At 71.6% G+C, this 16191-nt stretch carries 10 protein-coding genes and 1 pseudogene; 4 read left to right on the top strand and 7 right to left on the bottom strand.

Going from position 1 to position 16191, the window contains the following annotated elements; all coding sequences use genetic code 11:
* The first annotated feature begins 159 nt into the window (after positions 1 to 159).
* Positions 160 to 1800, top strand: coding sequence for a hypothetical protein (locus JJ685_RS01540; protein WP_201672413.1), 1641 nt, complete (start codon positions 160 to 162; stop codon positions 1798 to 1800).
* 92 nt (positions 1801 to 1892) lie between these two features.
* Complete coding sequence (locus JJ685_RS01535) at positions 1893 to 3560, top strand: hypothetical protein (protein WP_201672412.1); 1668 nt, start codon at positions 1893 to 1895, stop codon at positions 3558 to 3560.
* A gap of 53 nt (positions 3561 to 3613) precedes the next feature.
* Here JJ685_RS01535 and JJ685_RS01530 read toward each other — a convergent pair whose 3' ends face one another.
* A complete protein-coding gene (locus JJ685_RS01530; protein WP_201672411.1) occupies positions 3614 to 4387 on the bottom strand; it encodes a hypothetical protein in 774 nt (257 codons plus the stop codon).
* 363 nt (positions 4388 to 4750) lie between these two features.
* On the opposite strand from JJ685_RS01530, the gene JJ685_RS01525 reads away from it, so the two are divergent.
* Positions 4751 to 5215, top strand: a complete 465-nt coding sequence (locus tag JJ685_RS01525; protein ID WP_408015456.1) for an AAC(3)-I family aminoglycoside N-acetyltransferase — start codon at positions 4751 to 4753, stop codon at positions 5213 to 5215.
* Between the two features lie 70 nt (positions 5216 to 5285).
* On the top strand, positions 5286 to 6098 hold the full coding sequence (locus JJ685_RS01520; RefSeq protein WP_201672409.1) for a cytochrome P460 family protein: 813 nt from the start codon (positions 5286 to 5288) through the stop codon (positions 6096 to 6098).
* Between the two features lie 27 nt (positions 6099 to 6125).
* Here the strand turns inward: JJ685_RS01520 and JJ685_RS01515 are convergent, their stop codons facing one another.
* The 6 genes and pseudogenes from JJ685_RS01515 to JJ685_RS01490 form a co-directional block, all read right to left on the bottom strand.
* A complete protein-coding gene (locus JJ685_RS01515; protein ID WP_201672408.1) occupies positions 6126 to 6704 on the bottom strand; it encodes a hypothetical protein in 579 nt (192 codons plus the stop codon).
* 464 nt (positions 6705 to 7168) lie between these two features.
* Positions 7169 to 8365 (bottom strand): NnrS family protein, encoded by a 1197-nt coding sequence (locus JJ685_RS01510; protein ID WP_201672407.1) that lies wholly within the window; start codon positions 8363 to 8365, stop codon positions 7169 to 7171.
* Positions 8362 to 11853 carry an indolepyruvate ferredoxin oxidoreductase family protein gene (locus JJ685_RS01505; RefSeq protein ID WP_201672406.1) on the bottom strand — a complete coding sequence of 1164 codons (3492 nt, stop codon included), beginning with the start codon at positions 11851 to 11853 and terminating at the stop codon, positions 8362 to 8364. The genes JJ685_RS01510 and JJ685_RS01505 overlap by 4 nt, the downstream gene beginning before the upstream one ends.
* 70 nt (positions 11854 to 11923) lie before the next feature.
* Positions 11924 to 13945 carry a 3-hydroxyacyl-CoA dehydrogenase/enoyl-CoA hydratase family protein gene (locus JJ685_RS01500; RefSeq protein ID WP_201672405.1) on the bottom strand — a complete coding sequence of 674 codons (2022 nt, stop codon included), beginning with the start codon at positions 13943 to 13945 and terminating at the stop codon, positions 11924 to 11926.
* The gene (locus JJ685_RS01495; RefSeq protein ID WP_201672404.1) at positions 13945 to 15468 is read right to left on the bottom strand and encodes an AMP-binding protein; all 1524 of its coding nucleotides are present in this window, start codon (positions 15466 to 15468) and stop codon (positions 13945 to 13947) included. The genes JJ685_RS01500 and JJ685_RS01495 overlap by 1 nt, the downstream gene beginning before the upstream one ends.
* A pseudogene (locus tag JJ685_RS01490) lies at positions 15465 to 16139 on the bottom strand (ABC transporter ATP-binding protein); the annotation flags it as partial. The gene JJ685_RS01495 and the pseudogene JJ685_RS01490, both read right to left, overlap by 4 nt.
* Positions 16140 to 16191 lie beyond the last annotated feature (52 nt).

Below are 16191 nucleotides of genomic sequence, written 5' to 3'. Positions count from 1 at the left end.
GAACGCCCGGCCAGCGCCGCAATGCCGGCCCAGCCGACCTGAGACTCACGCGCATATCCGACGAAAGCCGACACGACCCGTCCGGTTCGTTCCTACGAACCTGCGGGCGGGGCGCGGCGGACCATGGGCGCCTCATCGCTGCCGAGAGGTCTGGTCGCCATGCGCATCGTTCGCTCGCTCTGCCTGCTGGCGGCCTGCCTGCTGCCGCTTCTCGCGCTCGCCGGGAAGCAGACGGTGTGCACGATCACCATCAATTCCGCCGATGAGAAGGAAACGTTCCGCCGCTTCCTGCCCGCGGAGAAGTACCAGTTCGTCGAGCTCGTGGAGCGCAACCGCCGCGACTGGCTGGCCTCCTCGTGCGAGGCCAAGGTCTCCTGCGACATCCTCGTCATCTCCGGGCACCACGGCGAGGGCAACGTGTTCTTCTCGGACTCGCTGGAAAAGAACGAGTTCCTGCCCATCGAGGAACTGGAACGCGTCTCCTGTTCCGGCTCGTGTCCCAGCCTGTTCGCCAACCTCAAGGAGGTCTACCTGTTCGGCTGCAACACGATGAACCCGCAGGCGCAGCACACCATCTCCGGCGAGGTGGCGCGGAGCTACGCGCGCGAGGGCCGCTCCACGGACGAGGCAGCGCGGCTCGCGCGCCTGCTCGGGCAGCAGCGCGGGGAGAGCAGCCGCGACCGCATGCGGCTGCTGTTCAAGGACGTGCCGGTGATCTACGGCTTTTCCTCCGTGGCGCCGCTCGGTCCCGTGGCAGGTTCCGTCTTGAGCCGCTACTTCCAGGGCGCCGGCAGCTCCGAAGTCGGCAAGGGCCGCCCGAGCGGCGGCCTGCTGCGGCAGTTCTCTTCCCACGGCCTGGTGGCGGCGCGCGGCATCGGGGAGGGCGATCCCCTCGTTCCGCTGCGGCAGGACATCTGCAAGTTCGCCGACGATCGCCTTTCCGACGCGCAAAGGCTGGCGGCCGTCCACGGGATCCTGCAGAGGCCGACGGCCGAATCGCGCCTGCTGCTGGACCGGATCGAGCGGCTCACGGACACGCTGTCGCCCAGCGTCCGCCAGCAGCCCGAGGTGGCGCAGGTCCTCGGGCAGATCGCCGGGGACAGCGCCTCGCGAGAGCGCCATCTCGCCTTCGCGCGCGATGCCGACGAGCCCGTGACCCGCGCCCGCATGATCGACGTGGCGTACGACCTGGGCTGGCTTTCGGCGCAGCAGCGCCGCGACGAAGTGGTGGCCCTGCTCGGCGACGTGCTGGCCCGCAAGGAGGTCTCCGGCCCGGACGTCTCCCTGGCCTGCACCCTGAACAAGGACGGCGAGCTCGATGGCGCGTTCGCCGCGAAGGTCCGCGGCGACGGCGTGGGGCATTCCGCCGTGCTCGCCTGCCTGGGCAACGCCGAGGCACGCGATCGCGTGCTCGAGCGGCTGGCCAGCCCTGTCGACGCGGATGTCCGCATCGCGCAGGCCTACCTGCGGCACCGGCCCCTGGCGGATGCCAACGAACTGCGCGTGGTCACGCAGGCCATCGCCCGGATGAACTCGCCGGACGCGCAGACCCGGGCCCTCGACGTGCTGGCCCGCCATTACCTGTCCGACCGCGAAACGGTCGACATGCTGCGCCAGCTGTTCGCGAAGACCCGGTCGTGGACGGTGCAGAACGCGATCGCCGGCGTGCTGATCCGGGCCGACCGCAAGTCGGTCGTCGCCTCGGAACTGCTGAACACGCTGCGTGAAAATCGCGTGAAGGCGTCGCCCGGAGACAACATGGTGGACGCGCTGATCCAGCGACTGCGGGAATCTTCCTGACTTCGTGACCCTCTCGTCGCCCGCGGCAGGCCGCATGCGGCACAGCAGTAGGGGTGTGGAATACTGGCCGCATTCGCGGCAGTCCACGCTCCATGTCCATGATGTCGTTCTCCAGGAAGCTCGCGCTGGTCGGCGCCTGCGTGGCCGCAGCCGTGTCGTTCGCTGCCGGCGCCGCCCCCAGGACGGTGTGCACCATCACGGTCAACTCGCCCGATGAACGGGAAAGCTTCCGCCGGCACCTGCCCCCGGGCGACTACCAGTTCGTGGAACTGGTGGAGCGCGGCCGGCCCGACTGGCTGGCCTCGGCCTGCCAGCAGCGCGTGCAATGCGACGCGCTCATCATCTCCGGCCACTTCGACGGGGGCGACGAGTTCTACACCGACCGCAACGACGCCAGCGAGTACCTGGCCGTCGAGGAAATGGAGCGCGCCTCCTGCAGCGAGTCGTGTCCCGGCGTGTTCTCGCAGCTCAAGGAGGTCTATCTCTTCGGCTGCAACACGCTGAAGCCGGAGGCCCGGCAGAACGCCACCGAGGACATCGTGCGCGGCCTGCTGCGCGCGGGCCATGCGCCGGCGGACGCGCTGAAGACGGCGGGGCTGCTGGGCGACCTGCATGCCGGCAGCAACCGCGATCGCATGCGGTACATCTTCAAGGACGTGCCGGTCATCTACGGCTTCTCCTCGCTGGCGCCCCTGGGCCGGACCGCGGGCCCGCTGCTCGACCGCTACTTCCAGTCGGCGCCGCTGCCGGAGGTCGGCTCCGGCCAGGTCAGCGGCAAATTGATGAACGCCTTCTCGCGGACTGCGCTGACTGCCACCCCGGGCCTGACCGACGCGGAGCCCCAGGCGGCCGTGCGCCGCGATGCCTGCCAGTTCCTCGATACCCGGCGGACGGATGCGCAGAAGGTCGCGTTCATGCACGACGTGCTGCAGCGCGACGTGGCCGAAGTGCGCCTGTTCCTGGGGCACCTGGAGCGCTTCGCCGGCTCCATCAAGCCGGCCCAGCGCCTGTCCGGCAAGACGGCCGCGGCGTTCGAGGCGATCGCCGCCGACCACGCGGCACGCGGGCGCTACCTCGAAGCGGCGCGCGATGCCGAGGATTCGACGGTGCGCATGCGCATGATGGCGCTGGCCAGGAACATCGGATGGCTCACGCCGGCGCAGGAACAGGCCGAACTCGTGCGCACGATCTCGGACCAGATCGCGCGGGATCGTGTCGGCCGGGATGAAGTGAACCTGGCGTGCGCGGGCGGGCCGCCGGACGGGAAGGATCCCGCCGTGCAGGCAATGGCCGCCGGCGCGCTGAAGTCGGGCAAGATCGCGCCAGCCGCTGCGATGGCCTGCCTGGGCAGCATCGAAGCCCATGCGCGCGTCGTGCGCGCCTTGACCAGCGCCGATGCCGGTGACATTGCCATGGCCCAGGCCTACCTGCGCCACCGGCCCCTGGCGGATGTCCAGGACCTGCGCACCGTCGCAACGGGCATCGCGCGCATGCCCGCGGCCGACGCCCAGGTGGCGGCGCTGGAAACCCTGTCCCGGCAACGCCTGACCGACCCCGACAGCCTGCGTGAGATTGCCCGCCTGTTCCCGCTGGCCAAGTCGGTCCAGGTCCAGCGCGCCATCGCCAATGTGCTGATCCGTTCCGACTACCGCGTGCTGGGCCAGGCGGACCTGGCCCGCTCCCTGAAGCAGTACCGCCTCAAGTCGCCGGACGGCAGCGACGTGATCGACGCATTGATTCGCGTGCTCCAGGCCAGCTAGCTAGGACGGGCTCCGGGCCGGCCGCGTCTCCGCTTCTCCCACCACTTGATCCATCAGAGCCAATCCGGCTCGGCAAGGTAGCGGCGCGCGCGATCGACGCCGCGGGCCCGCGCCGCGGCCGGGTCGCCGCCGGACAGCATCGGCGCCGCCGCGTCGGAGATGGCCCGTGCCGTGTCGCCGATCAAGCCGAAATTTCCGGGAACGCCGATACCCTCCCGCGCGGCAGCAGCCTGCGCCTGCAGGCACCAGTCGGCCGCGCGTGCGGCCATTTTCGCGTCGGCCCGGAGTTGATCGGTCTCGGCTTCGGCGGAGTCCTTCGAGAGCAAGCGCCGGGCCAGCGAGCGGGCAACGCCATCCAGGCGCGCACAGTCGATCTGGCGTTCGCGCTGTTGCTGGGCGAACCAGTTCCTGAAGGTGGCTTCCACGAGTTCGCGGCGGGAGCGCCGCGCGCTGCTTTCGAGTTGCACCACGAGCCTGGTGCATCGGGCGTGCCGCGCTTCGTCGGTTTCCTTCTGCAGCGCGCGCGTGAAACGCTCCGCCAGCGCCTTGCCGACCGACTCCAGGTCCTCGGGTGCGGCCTTCCGCTGCGCGATCGCCCGACCCGCCAGCAGATCGCGCGCGTGCACCTCGCGCAGGCGCGCCAGCGATGCGGCGATCGCGCCACCCAGCGTCGGGTCGACTTCGGAACACACGCCCTGGACCCGGTCCGCGAGCAAGGACGTGAGGAACAGTGCGCTCCAGGTCTCGTCGGTGAAGTCTTCGGCCCGGCAGGGGATCAGTGCGGCGACGAGGAAGACGAAAAGGGCGGCGTGGCGCAGGACGTGCATGCCCCGAGTTTCCGATGCCTTGCGCGGATCCGGCGGCCGCACGCAGGCCGTCGAGGCCGCAGGCCCACGGCCAATTTGAAAGGAAAGGTCACCCGCTGCGCCGGACCGGGCCTCGCCGTTGCGGACCACTGCAATCGCTGCCGCTGCGCGACGACGGCCTGATCGCGGACGGATCTTTCGCCGCGCGCCACGCCGTGCCTGCTGAGCACGTCGCGACGCGCCCCTGACGACACCCTGCATCGCGCGGCAGCGAGCCGGGCCCCGGCAATCCTGACGAAACCTGCGGACACATTTTCCGGGCGTCGGGCCAGCCTTTGCCGCGCGCGTTCTGCGGCCCCTCGCACGTCAAAATCGATCATGTCCATGGCCCCCGGTTACCGCATCCAGCATCTCTGCGTGGACGACGTCCCGTTCCTGGAGTCGCTCCTGTCCGTGTTCGGCGAGGCTTTCGCGGACGCGCAGACCTACGGTGCGAAGCGGCCGAGCCCCGCCTACCTTCGTCGCTTGCTGGCCGGCGACTCGTTCATCGCGGTGGGAGCCCGCTCGGAATCGGAAGTCGTCGGCGGTCTCGCTGCCTATGAGCTCAGGAAGTTCGAGCAGGAGCGCAGCGAGATCTACATCTACGACCTGGCCGTCGCGGCGGCGCATCGACGTCAGGGGATCGCGACGGCACTGGTGCGGGAACTCCAACGCATCGCCGCTGAACGCGGGGCGCACGTGATCTTCGTACAGGCAGATCACCCGGATACCCCGGCCATTGCCCTGTATTCGAAGCTTGGCTTGCGCGAGGATGTCCTGCACTTCGACATTCCGGTGCCCCTCGCGTAAACCCGTAGAAGGCCGATGCATCTGATCCGCGACCGAGCGCGTACAGTCCGGGCAACCCAAAGGAGGGCGCATGAAGTCGTTCCCCGTCGGTCGTACCTGCACCCTGATGCTGGGTGCTGCATTGGCCCCGCTGGCCGGGGCCCAAGACCTGGCTGCGGGCAAGGCGCGCGCCGAAACCGTCTGTGCCGCATGCCACGGCGCCAACGGCGTCAGCGTCAGCGACACGATCCCGAATCTGGCCGGGCAGAGGTCGGCCTACCTGCAGTCGCAATTGCGGGCGCTGAAAGACGGCTCGCGCAAGAACGCGGTGATGGGTGCCATCGCGGCGCAACTCAGCGCGGAGGACATCGCCAACGTCGCGGCCTACTTCTCGTCGCTGCCCGGCGCCGGCGTGTCCAGTGCGAAATCCGACTTCCTGCCGACGCTGGCAAAGACCAGCGCCGCGCTGCCCGAGGGCTATCCGAACGGCTTCACGATGTACCAGACGGTGAACCGGGCGGACATCAACCAGGTGCGCTACCTCTACGCCAACGCGGCGGCACTGCAGGCCGCGCGTGAAGGCAAACCGCTGCCGGACGGCTCGGTGCTGGTGCTCGAGCAGCACGCCGCCAAGCTCGGCCCGGACCGCAAGCCGATCGTCGGCGCCGATGGCTTCTACGAGCGCGACCGATTGCTGGCCTACGCGATCATGGGTCGCGCGGCAGGATGGGGCAAGGACATTCCGGAGCTGCTGCGCAACGAGGACTGGAATTACGCGGTCTACACGCCCGAGAAGAAGGCGCGCCCGGGTGTCAACCAGGCCGAGTGCCTGGCCTGCCACAAGCCGCTCGACAAGGCGAGCTTCACCTTCTCGCTCCCGGCGCTGCAGGCCAAGGCGCGCTGACTTCCGGATGTCGCTGCCACGGCAGCGCTAGCGAGACTCGTCCTTCCTTGGCCGGCGTGCCGCGGTGCGCGCCTTCCGCGCACCCCCAGGTTGCGCGGACTTGGCTGGTGCGCCCGAAGCCGCAGCCGTCCGGGTGGCGGGTTCGTCCACCGCGAGCGGGCCGTCGAAGGAACCGTCGAGGGTCTCGATCCGCACCGGGTCCTTGCGGCCGGGGAGAAGGGCCTGCAGGCCAAGGGGACCCTGTGTCACGCGCACATGCACCGCTTCCCCCGCGGCCTCCTGCCGATACTCGTAGACGCCGGGCCGCCAGACTTCGGAGGCCGCATGCAGCCGGTGGGTCCCGAGGAGGTTCCCGATCTCCTTCTGCAACCTGTTGCGTTCCACCTGGATGGACTGGACGCGGGCGAACAGGTCGTCGACGCTCCGGCGTTCGCCCCCGCCACGGCTCAGTTCGAAGGCGCTCGAAAGCAGGAGTCCCTCCTGGTCCACGAGAGCGGAGACCCGGGAGCGCAACGAGGCGATGGCATTGTCCTGTCTCATGAAAGATAGGTGGGGGCGCAACGTCGGGATCGGAGAAAGGATCCGGGCCGCGTTCTGGTCGGCCATGCGCCGACACGCCCGCTCGTACCTTTAGAACCGCGGTGTCGCGGCAAGGCTGTGGCTCGGGCGCGATCCGGCGATCCGGCCCGGAGGCCGCACACGCTCCCAGCAGGCCCCACGAGCGTCATCGAACCGTGGCGCTGAGGTGAGGGCGAGCGGTTCGCCCTCCCAAAAAGGGGTGCGGCCGCTCATTGGCGGCCGCTTCTTGTTCTCGCTGTCGAGGGGAAAGTCTTGGGGGGTGCGAGATGGGGTGATCATCGCTGGCTCTCCCTGCGCCCGAAAGGGACGCCGGTTCCTTTCGGGCGGCACTTTGGGGCCGGAAAACAAACGGGCCGCTCTCTGATGAGGAGAGCGGCCCCTGAAATTCAGCCCCTCGACAGGAAACTGATGAACCTAGTTTCTGACATTTACAAACTGTTGTCATCTGCAATCCGGATGAACGGTCTCCCAGGCTTCCGGCAGCCCCTGACTCAGCTCCCCACCATCCGCGGCGGGACGGCCCGCGGCAGGCTGGGCGCGAGCAGCGCGCGGGCGAACAGGAGCAGGAAGACGGCGAAGGCGCCCACCCAGAGGAGGGCCGCCACCAGGAACGCCACCGGAAGCGCGTGGATCTCGGCGGCCAGCCTGACGGGGACCGCGGCGAACATCGCCGCGTAGGCGAAGCGCATCGGGACTGGAACCACGAGCGGCCGGCCGGTGTGGCGCAGGGCCACGCGCGTCATGAGGCCCAGCATCATCATGCCCAGGCTGCCGACGGTGAACACGTGCAGCCATGCGGCTGGCGAGACCAGGCCCGTCAGTCCGGCGACGGCCCGCAGGACGAATGCCAGCACCAGCCACACGAAGCTCAGGTGCATCACCGACAGCAGCGGCTGGCGGGCCACGAGCCAGCCGCGCCACCGCGCGGTGCGGACCGCATGCACGACCGCGCATCCCAGGGCGGCCAGGCCGACCCAGGCCGGCGGGGCACCGCACAGGTCGAGCGCGGCCAGGAGGGCGATGCTGCCGGCAGCCAGGATTTCGAGCCGCAGGTCCATTCCGGGCAAGGCGCCGCCCGTTGCATTGCCGGTGAAGATGGGCGTCAGCACGCCGCCCATCAGCGCGAACAGGATCACGACCGTGTAGACCCCCGCCTCGAGACCGAGCCGCGACAGTGCGGGGTCGTGCAGCAGCAAGCCGGCGTGATGCACGGCGTTGGCCGCCGCGAACGCCAGCAGGATCGGCACGAGCCAGCGGAAGAACCGGTTCCGCGCGCGCCACACCGCCGGCCCGAGCAGCGCCAGCAGCGCCGGCACCAAGGCCAGGTCGGCCGCCGTGCAGACCGCTTTCGGCAACCAGGGACCGGCCCACATCGCCAGGCGCCCGGCCAGCCAGAGGCCGGCCAGGAGGGCGAGGGGACCGCCGCGGACTTCGGGGGTGCCAGCCCAACTGGGCAGGGCGGTCAGGAGGGTCCCGACGATGAGCGCCGCCGCGAACCCGAAGATCATCTCGTGGCCGTGCCACGAGGCGGGCGTGCCGCTCGTGGCCGGCAGGGTCACCAAGCCGCCGAGCGCCGCGGCGGCGCCCACCAGCACCAGGGGGGCGTACAAGGTGCCGAGCAGGTAGAACGGTCGGAACCCGCTGCCCCAGACGGACGCCCCGGGCCCCATCCAGCGGTTCCGGTTCACGCGGCCTCCGCGCTTGCGGGAACGCGTTGCCGCCCCCAGGCCGCCATCAATTCGGCCTGGCGGGCCCGGGCGGCACTGGCGTGGCGCTGCCGGACCGGCCCGAAGCCGCAGATGCTCTCGGGCAGGCTGGCGATGGCGACCGCGAGTTCGAGGTTCCCGGGCTGCAGTTGCTCCAGCAGGAGGTCCACGATCCGGGCGTACTCGGCGGACGCGGCGCGCTCCGCACGACGTTCCTTGCTGAAGCCGAACACGTCCAGCGGGGTGCCGCGCAGCACCTTCAGCTTCGCGACGACCCTCAGCACGGGCAGGATCCAGGGGCCGAACGAACGCTTGCGGCCTTCCCCCGTGGCGGGGTCGGGGCGGGTCCATATGGGGACGGCCAGATGCAGGCGCAGCCGGAAGGGGCCCGTGAACGCGGCCTGCAGGGCCTGGCGGAAGCCGTCGTCAGCGAACAGGCGCGCCACTTCGTATTCGTCCTTGCGGGCGAGCAGGCGGAAGGCGTTGCGCGCGACGATTTCTGCCAGGCGCGTGCTGCCGGGAAGCACACGCGCTTCGGCCGTGCGCACCCGCTCCACCCAGGCGACATAGCGCTGCGCATAGGCCTCGTCCTGGTAGTCCACGAGGTACTCGCGCCGGCGCGCGATCGCCTCTTCCAGCCCTTGCGACCGGCGACGCCCGGCGGGCAGCCATTCGGCCGCTGCGGCGAGGCGCTCCGTGCCTTGCGGGTCGCTGGCGGCCCGGCGGCCCCATTGGAACGCCAGCTGGTTTTCGGCGACCGCCGCGCCATTCAGCTCGATCGCGCGCATCAGGGCCGCGCGCCCCACCGGCACGCAGCCGCGCTGCCAGGCGAAGCCCAGCATGAAGACGTTGGTGAAGGTGGAATCGCCCAGCAGCAGGGACGCGAGCCGGGACGCGTCGAGGAATTCCACCGCATCTTCGCCCACGCCGGCACGCACCGAGTCCTGCAATGCAGCGACCGGGAACGCCTGCCGCGGGTTGCGAACGAGGTCGCCGGTGACGGCCTGCGCGGTGTTGACGAAGGCACGCGTGCGACCGGGCCGCATCACGGAACGTCCGAGGCTGCCGGCCGCCACGACGAGATCGCAGCCGATCACGGTATCGGCCTGCGCGGCGGCGATCCGGACCGCGTGCAGTTGGGCCGGATCGCGCGCGATGCGCACGTGCGAAGCCACCGCGCCCGCCTTTTGCGACATGCCCGTCATGTCCAGCACCGTGGCGCCCTTGCCCTCCAGGTGCGCCGCCATGCCCAGCAGGGCGCCGATCGTCACGACGCCGGTTCCACCCACGCCCGCCACCAGCAATCCGAAGGGCGCGGCCAGCGCAGGAAGCTCGGGCTCGGGAAGAGCGTCGAAATCGGCATCGGTCGCGACGACGCCCTGCCGGCGCGGCGACGCCCCCTCGACCGTGACGATCGCGGGGCAGCAGCCGGCGAGGCAGGCGGTGTCCACGTTGCAGGCGTCCTGGTCGATGGCACGCCGGGTCCCGAACTCCGTGGCCACGGGGAGCACCGCCAGGCAGTTCGACCTGGCGGCGCAGTCGCCGCAGCCCTCGCAGACCGGTTCATGGATGAACAGGCGACGGGCGGCCTGGGGGGTGCGGCCGCGCCTGCGCAGGCGGCGCTGTTGCGCCGCGCAGGTCTGGTCGAACACGAGCGCCGTGACGCCGGGGATGTCCCGCAGTTCGCGCTGCACCGCCTCGAGGTCCTCGCGCGGGCGCAGGGCGACGCCGGGCGCGAACCCGGGCGAGCGGCCGTACTTGCCGGTGTCGTCCGCCAGCACCACGATGCGGCCCACGCCTTCGGCCGCCAGCTGGCGCGTCAGCTGCGGCACCGTCAGCGGGCCGTCGACGGGCTGGCCGCCGGTCATCGCGACCGCGTGGTTGAACAGCAGCTTGTAGGTGATGTTGGCGCGGGCCGCGACCGCCGCGCGGACCGCCAGCAGACCGGAATGGAACCAGGTGCCGTCGCCCATGTTGGCGAACACGTGCCGCACGCCGGCGTGTTCGGCCATGCCCAGCCAGGTCGCCCCCTCGCCGCCCATCTGGGCGACGGTCAGCGTCCCCCGGTCCATGGCCGTGGCCATCAGGTGGCAGCCCACGCCGCCCAGCGCGCGCGAGCCCGCGGGCAGGCACGTGGAGCGGCTGTGGGGGCAGCCCGGGCAGAAGTAGGGCGGGCGCTGCAGCGCGGGCTGGAAGCCCGCCAGGGCCCGCTCATGCCCGGCCAGCAGCGCCAGGTGCGCGCGCACCTCGGGGCTGTCGTGGAAGTGCGCGATCCGGGCGGCGATCACCCGCGCCACGATCGCCGGCGACAGGTCGCCCGTCGGCGGCAGCAGCCACTGGTGGGGGGGCGCCGGCCATTCGCCGCTCTCGTCGAACTTGCCGACCACGCGCGGGCGCTCCGGGTCGCGCCAGTCGTACAGCATTTCCTTCAGCTGGTATTCGATGACCTGGCGCTTTTCCTCGACGACCAGGATCTCCTCGAGGCCGCGCGCGAAGCGCCTCACGCCGGCCGCTTCCAGCGGCCAGGCCATGCCGACCTTGTAGAGCCGCAGGCCGATGTCGCTGGCCACGCGGGCGTCGATGCCCAGGTCGGCGAGCGCCTGACGCACGTCCAGCCAGGCCTTGCCGCAGGCGATGATCCCGATGCGCGGGCGGGGCGCATCGAACACGAGCCGGTTCAGGCCGTTGGCCCGGGCGTAGGCCGCCGCCGCGTAGATCTTGAATTCCTGCATCCGGCGCTCCTGCGCCAGCTGCGGGTCGGGCCAGCGCAGGTGCACGCCCTCGGGCGGCAGGGCGAAGTCGTCCGGCCAAGCGACGGCGATGCGGTCCGGCCCCGCTTCGGCCACGACCGAACTCTCGGCGGTCTCCGACGTCAGCTTCATGGCCACCCAGCAGCCCGAATAGCGCGACAAGGACCAGCCGTGCAGGCCCAGGTCGAGAATGTCCTGCACGCCGGCCGGCGTCAGCACCGGCATGGCGCAGGCCGAGAAGATGTGTTCGCTCTGGTGCGCCACGGCCGACGAGCGCGCGCCGTGGTCGTCACCGGCCACCACCAGCACGCCGCCGTGCCTGGACGTGCCGGCGAAGTTGGCGTGCTTGAACACGTCGCCGCAGCGGTCCACGCCGGGGCCCTTGCCGTACCACATGCCGAAGATGCCGTCGCGCCGGGCGCCCGGCAGCAGGTGCAGCTGCTGCGTGCCCCAGAGCGCGCTGGCCGCCAGCTCCTCGTTGACGGCGGGGTGGAAGCGGATGTCGTGCGCCGCGAGGAAAGGCTGCGCTTCGTGCAGCGCCGTGTCCAGCCCTCCCACCGGCGAGCCGCGGTAGCCGGAGACGTAGCCCGCGGTGGCCAGGCCCGCTGCGCGGTCGCGTTCGCGCTGCAGCATCGGCAGGCGGGCGAGCGCCTGCATGGCGGTCAGGAACACGGGCCCGCCTTCCAGCTGGTACTTGTCGTCCAACGCGCCCTTCTTCATGGATGCAACCCGCTGGCGTCCGTCTGCCTTCGCGCCGGTGAGCACCGGGTCTTCATCGCGCGATCCCGGGTCAGCCCGTGGCGCCGAAATCCGGGCTGCGCCGCTCCACGAACGCCGTGATGCCTTCGCGCGCGGCGGCCGTACAGGCCACCGTGCCGAAGGCGCGATAGCCGGCCTCCAGCGCCGCGTGCAGCGTGGGCGCCGCCGCGGCTTCCCGCACCGCGCCCTCGATGATCCCGATCACGGTGCCGCTCAGGACGCGGCCGTCGGCGGCGCGGGGCGGGCCGGCCTCGAAGGCGGGCACCGGCACCGGCGCGTCGGGGATCGGTTGCAGGCGCCCGGCGAGCGCGTGCACCTTCGCCACGGCGCGGGCGACCAGGGCGTCGTAGCCGTCGGCCAGCTCGTCGACGATGCCCAGTTCCTGCGCCTGCGCCGCCTTCAGGCGCTCGGCGCGCGTGAGCATGCCGTGGAAGACCGCCGCCGCCCGGGGCCAGCGCCGGTACGGCACAACCATCGCGCCGATGGCGGGCAGGATCCCCAGCGTCACCTCGGGCAACTGCATCCACGCGCCGCGCTCGGCGACCAGCGCGTGGCAGCGGGTCGCCAGCTCGAAGCCGCCGCCCAGCGCCATGCCGTTGAGGGCGGCGACCACCGGCTTGCGCGCGCGGTCCAGGTGCACCAGCAGGCGCGAGCAGTCGCGCGCGTACTGCGCCGCGCCTTCCGCGTTGCCCAGCAGGGACGGGAAGCGGCCGATGTCCCCGCCGGCACAGAAGGCCTTGCCGCCGTAGCCGACGATCGCGAAGCCGGCCACTCCGGGCTCGTCCTCGTGGCGCCGGATGACGCCCAGGATCTCGTCGGTGAGCTCGTCGTGCAGCGCATTCAGCGCTTCCGGCCGGCGCAGGGTGATCACCTTGACGCCGTCCACCTCGTCGACCAGCACGTGGCGTTCGGCAGGGAGATACGCGGCGAGCTCGCGGCGCGGGCCCGGCATGCCCGGCCGCTCGCGCACGAAGCGATCGAGCACGCGCGTGCACTCGGCGGCGCCGAGCGAACGCAGGAGCTCCAGCGGCCCTCGGCGGAAGCCCAGCGCGAGCCGGCAGCCGATGTCGAGATCGGCGGCGTCGCCGATGCCGCGGTCCAGGATGTCCACGCTCTGCGACCACAGCACGCCCAGCAGCCGGTCGCGGATGCGCGCGTGCAGCGCCGGCGGAACCTCGACTTCGCGTCCCGGCGCCACGGTATTCCAGCGCTCCACGGAACGGAACACCGGTGCCGGGCGATAGTGCTCGCCCTCCTCGTCGGCCTGCAGCGTGTTGGTCTCGAGGATGATCGGGTTGCCGTGCGCCAGGTTCAGCACGAAGAAGGGCCCGGCATGGACGAACTCCGCGGCGACGCTGTCGATCTGCGCGGCGCTCGCTTCGTCCAGCAGCAGCGCCGCCTCGTTGCACCAGTTGTCGAACACGCGATCGAGCATGAAGCACGGTGCGTCCGCGGTCACCAGGGGCAGCTTGCCGGTCTGCGCGAACAGGCGCCGCAGCCACGCCACCAGCGCCGGGTCGGCGCCCGGCCAGGCGACCACCTCCACCACCGGATTGCGCCACGCGGGGGCGAAGAAGTGCGTCACCGTCGCGCGCTCCGGATGCGCCAGTTGCCCGAAGATGCGCTGCGCGGGCAGCGAGCTGGTGTTGGAGGTGATTGCGGCGCCCGCATCGACCCGCGCCTCCACCTCGGCGAAGATCCGGCGCTTGAGCGCCAGGTCCTCCGTGGCCGCCTCGATCACCCAGTCGCAGCCGCGCAGCGTCTCGTAATCGGTGCTGCCGGTGAGCCCCGCGAGCGCGGCTTCGGCGGCACTCTCGCTCATCTTCCCGCGCGCCACGGCCTTGTCGGCATAGCCCTTCAGGCGCGCGAGCGCTTCGGCGATGGCCGCCTGGCGCACGTCCAGCAGCACCAGTTGCAGCCCGGGCAGCGCGGACTTCAGGTACCAGGCGATGTCCGGGCCGATCGTGCCCGCGCCGATCACGGCGACGCGCCGCGGTGCCGGGCGCGCGGCGGGTTCGAGCAGGGGATTGGCGAAGCGGGGGCGGGTCGTCATCAGGTTCTCCGCAGTGCGTTCTTGTCGGTCTTGTTGGCCGCGGTCTTCGGCAGCGCGTGCGAGAAGCGCCACTCGGCCGGGATCTTGTAGCGGGCGAGCCGCTCGCGGCAATGCGCCAGCAGGGCGTCGGCATCGGGAGGGGCACCGGGCCGCGGCACCACGTGCGCCACCAGCGCCTCTCCCCGGTAGGCGTCGGGCCGGCCCACCACGGCGGCGTCCGCGACGTCGGGATGCGCGAACAGGACCTCTTCGACCTCGCGCGGGTACACGTTGTAGCCGCCCACGATCACCATGTCCTTCTTGCGGTCCCGGATGGAGAGATACCCGTCGGCGTCGAAGGCGCCGATGTCGCCGGTGTAGAGCCAGCCGCCGCGCAGCGCCTGCGCGGTCTCCTCGGGCCGCTTGCGATAGCCCCGCATCACCTGCGGGCCGCGCACCCGGATCTCGCCGCAGGCGCCCGGAGGCAGCACCTGCAGGCCGGTCTCCACATCGACGATCTCGATCTCGGTCAGCGGCACCGGCACGCCCACCGTGCCCGGCCGCACCGGGCCGGGCACCGGATTGAAGCTCAACACGGGACCGGCCTCGGTCTGCCCGTAGCCCTCGTGCACCGGCGCGCCGACTGCGTCGCGCCAGCGTTCCAGCGTGACCACCGGCAGGGCGGACGAGCCCGAGTAGCAGGTGTGCACGGTGCGCCAGCTCGCGGTGGCGAAGCCGGGGTGGGCCAGCAGGCCGGTGAAGATGGTGGGCGTGCCCAGGAAGACGCCGATGCGCTCGCGCGCGACGGCGGCCAGCACTTCGTCTGGCTGGTAGCGCGGCAGGATGACCAGCGTGCCGGCGCAATGCAGCGACAGGAACAGCCCCATCGCCATCGCATAGGCGTGCGACAGCGGCGTCATGCACAGGACGCGATCGCGCCGCCGGGTGGGCAGCAGGGCCTCGCGCTGCGCGACGTTCACGGCGATCGCGCCGTGCGTGAGCTCGACACCCTTGGGCCGTCCCGTGGTGCCGCCGGTGTATTGCAGCAGCGCCAGCGAATCCGGCGCCGGGGGCGGGGGCAGGTCGGTTTCGCCGGGCCGCCAGGCATCCAGGCGGCGGGCGCCGTCCCCGACGACGATGAGGTGCGCCACACCGGCGCGACGCGCGACGGGCCCGGCCATCTCCGCCAGGGCCGCATCCGCGACCAGCACCGTGGGCTCCGCGCCCTCGAGGATGGCGGCGAGCTCGTAGGCGGTGTACAGCGGATTCAGGGGCACCTGCTGCGCGCCGGCGGCCAGCGTGGCGAGCGCGGCGATGCAGGCGTCGATCGAGTTCCCCATCAGCGTGGCCACGCGTCCGCCCTGCGCGCCCAGGGCCTGCAGTTCGCGCGCGAAACCGGCGACGCCGGCGAGGTAGCCCGCGTAGTCCAGCCGGCGCTCGCCGGCGACCAGGGCTTCGCCGCGCGGTGCCGCCTGAGCGGCGGCCGCGAGCATCTGCACCACCGTCGCTTCGGCGGGCGGCAGCACTTGCGAAACCGGCCTCATCCGGTCGCCTCCGCCGTCGCGCCCTTCAGCCCGAGATAGGAGGCGATCACGCGCGCGTGCCCGGCGAGCTCCCGTGCCGGGCCCTGCAGCACGAGCTCGCCGGTCTCCAGCACGTAGCCGGTGTCCGCGACCTCCAGGGCGGCACGCGCGTTCTGCTCCACCAGCAGGATGGCCACGCCCTCGGTGCGCAGGTCGGCGACGATGTGGAGGATGTCGCGCACGATCCGCGGCGCCAGGCCCAGGCTCGGCTCGTCCAGCATCAGCAGCCGGGGGCGCGCCATCAGCGCGCGCCCGATCGCCAGCATCTGCCGTTCGCCCCCCGACAGGGTGACGGCGAGCTGGTCGCGGCGCTCCCGCAGGCGCGGAAAACGGACGTACACCTCGCGCAATTCATCGGCAGCGGCACGCCCGCCGGCGCGCCGGCGCTGGTACGCGCCCAGCCGCAGGTTGTCGTGCACGCTCAGCTCGCCGAACAGCTCGCGCCGTTCCGGCACCAGCGACAGGCCGGCGCCGACGCGGGCCTCGACCGGCAGCGCTTGCACGTCGGCGCCGGCATAGCGCACGCTGCCGCGGCAGGGCAGCAGACCCATCAGGGCGGCCAGCAGCGTGGACTTGCCGGCGCCGTTGGGCCCGATGACGGTCACGATGGCGCCGGCCGGCACGTCCAGGCTGATGCCGTGCACGGCCTCGACCTTGCCGTGGGACACATGCAGGTCGCGGACC

The sequence above is a fragment of the Ramlibacter monticola genome, from assembly GCF_016722785.1.
GTDB classification, from domain to species: Bacteria; Pseudomonadota; Gammaproteobacteria; order Burkholderiales; family Burkholderiaceae_C; genus Ramlibacter; species Ramlibacter monticola.
This window is presented reverse-complemented; position numbering and strand designations above follow the sequence as displayed.

Excerpts from the sequence above, each read along its gene's own strand:
- JJ685_RS01525 (WP_408015456.1), top strand. The coding sequence starts at position 4,751 with ATGGCCCCCGGTTACCGCATCCAGCATCTCTGCGTGGACGACGTCCCG.
- JJ685_RS01500 (WP_201672405.1), bottom strand. The coding sequence starts at position 13,945 with ATGACGACCCGCCCCCGCTTCGCCAATCCCCTGCTCGAACCCGCCGCG.
- JJ685_RS01535 (WP_201672412.1), top strand. The coding sequence starts at position 1,893 with ATGTCCATGATGTCGTTCTCCAGGAAGCTCGCGCTGGTCGGCGCCTGC.
- JJ685_RS01515 (WP_201672408.1), bottom strand. The coding sequence starts at position 6,704 with ATGGCCGACCAGAACGCGGCCCGGATCCTTTCTCCGATCCCGACGTTG.
- JJ685_RS01520 (WP_201672409.1), top strand. The coding sequence starts at position 5,286 with ATGAAGTCGTTCCCCGTCGGTCGTACCTGCACCCTGATGCTGGGTGCT.
- JJ685_RS01530 (WP_201672411.1), bottom strand. The coding sequence starts at position 4,387 with ATGCACGTCCTGCGCCACGCCGCCCTTTTCGTCTTCCTCGTCGCCGCA.
- JJ685_RS01540 (WP_201672413.1), top strand. The coding sequence starts at position 160 with ATGCGCATCGTTCGCTCGCTCTGCCTGCTGGCGGCCTGCCTGCTGCCG.
- JJ685_RS01495 (WP_201672404.1), bottom strand. The coding sequence starts at position 15,468 with ATGAGGCCGGTTTCGCAAGTGCTGCCGCCCGCCGAAGCGACGGTGGTG.
- JJ685_RS01505 (WP_201672406.1), bottom strand. The coding sequence starts at position 11,853 with ATGAAGAAGGGCGCGTTGGACGACAAGTACCAGCTGGAAGGCGGGCCC.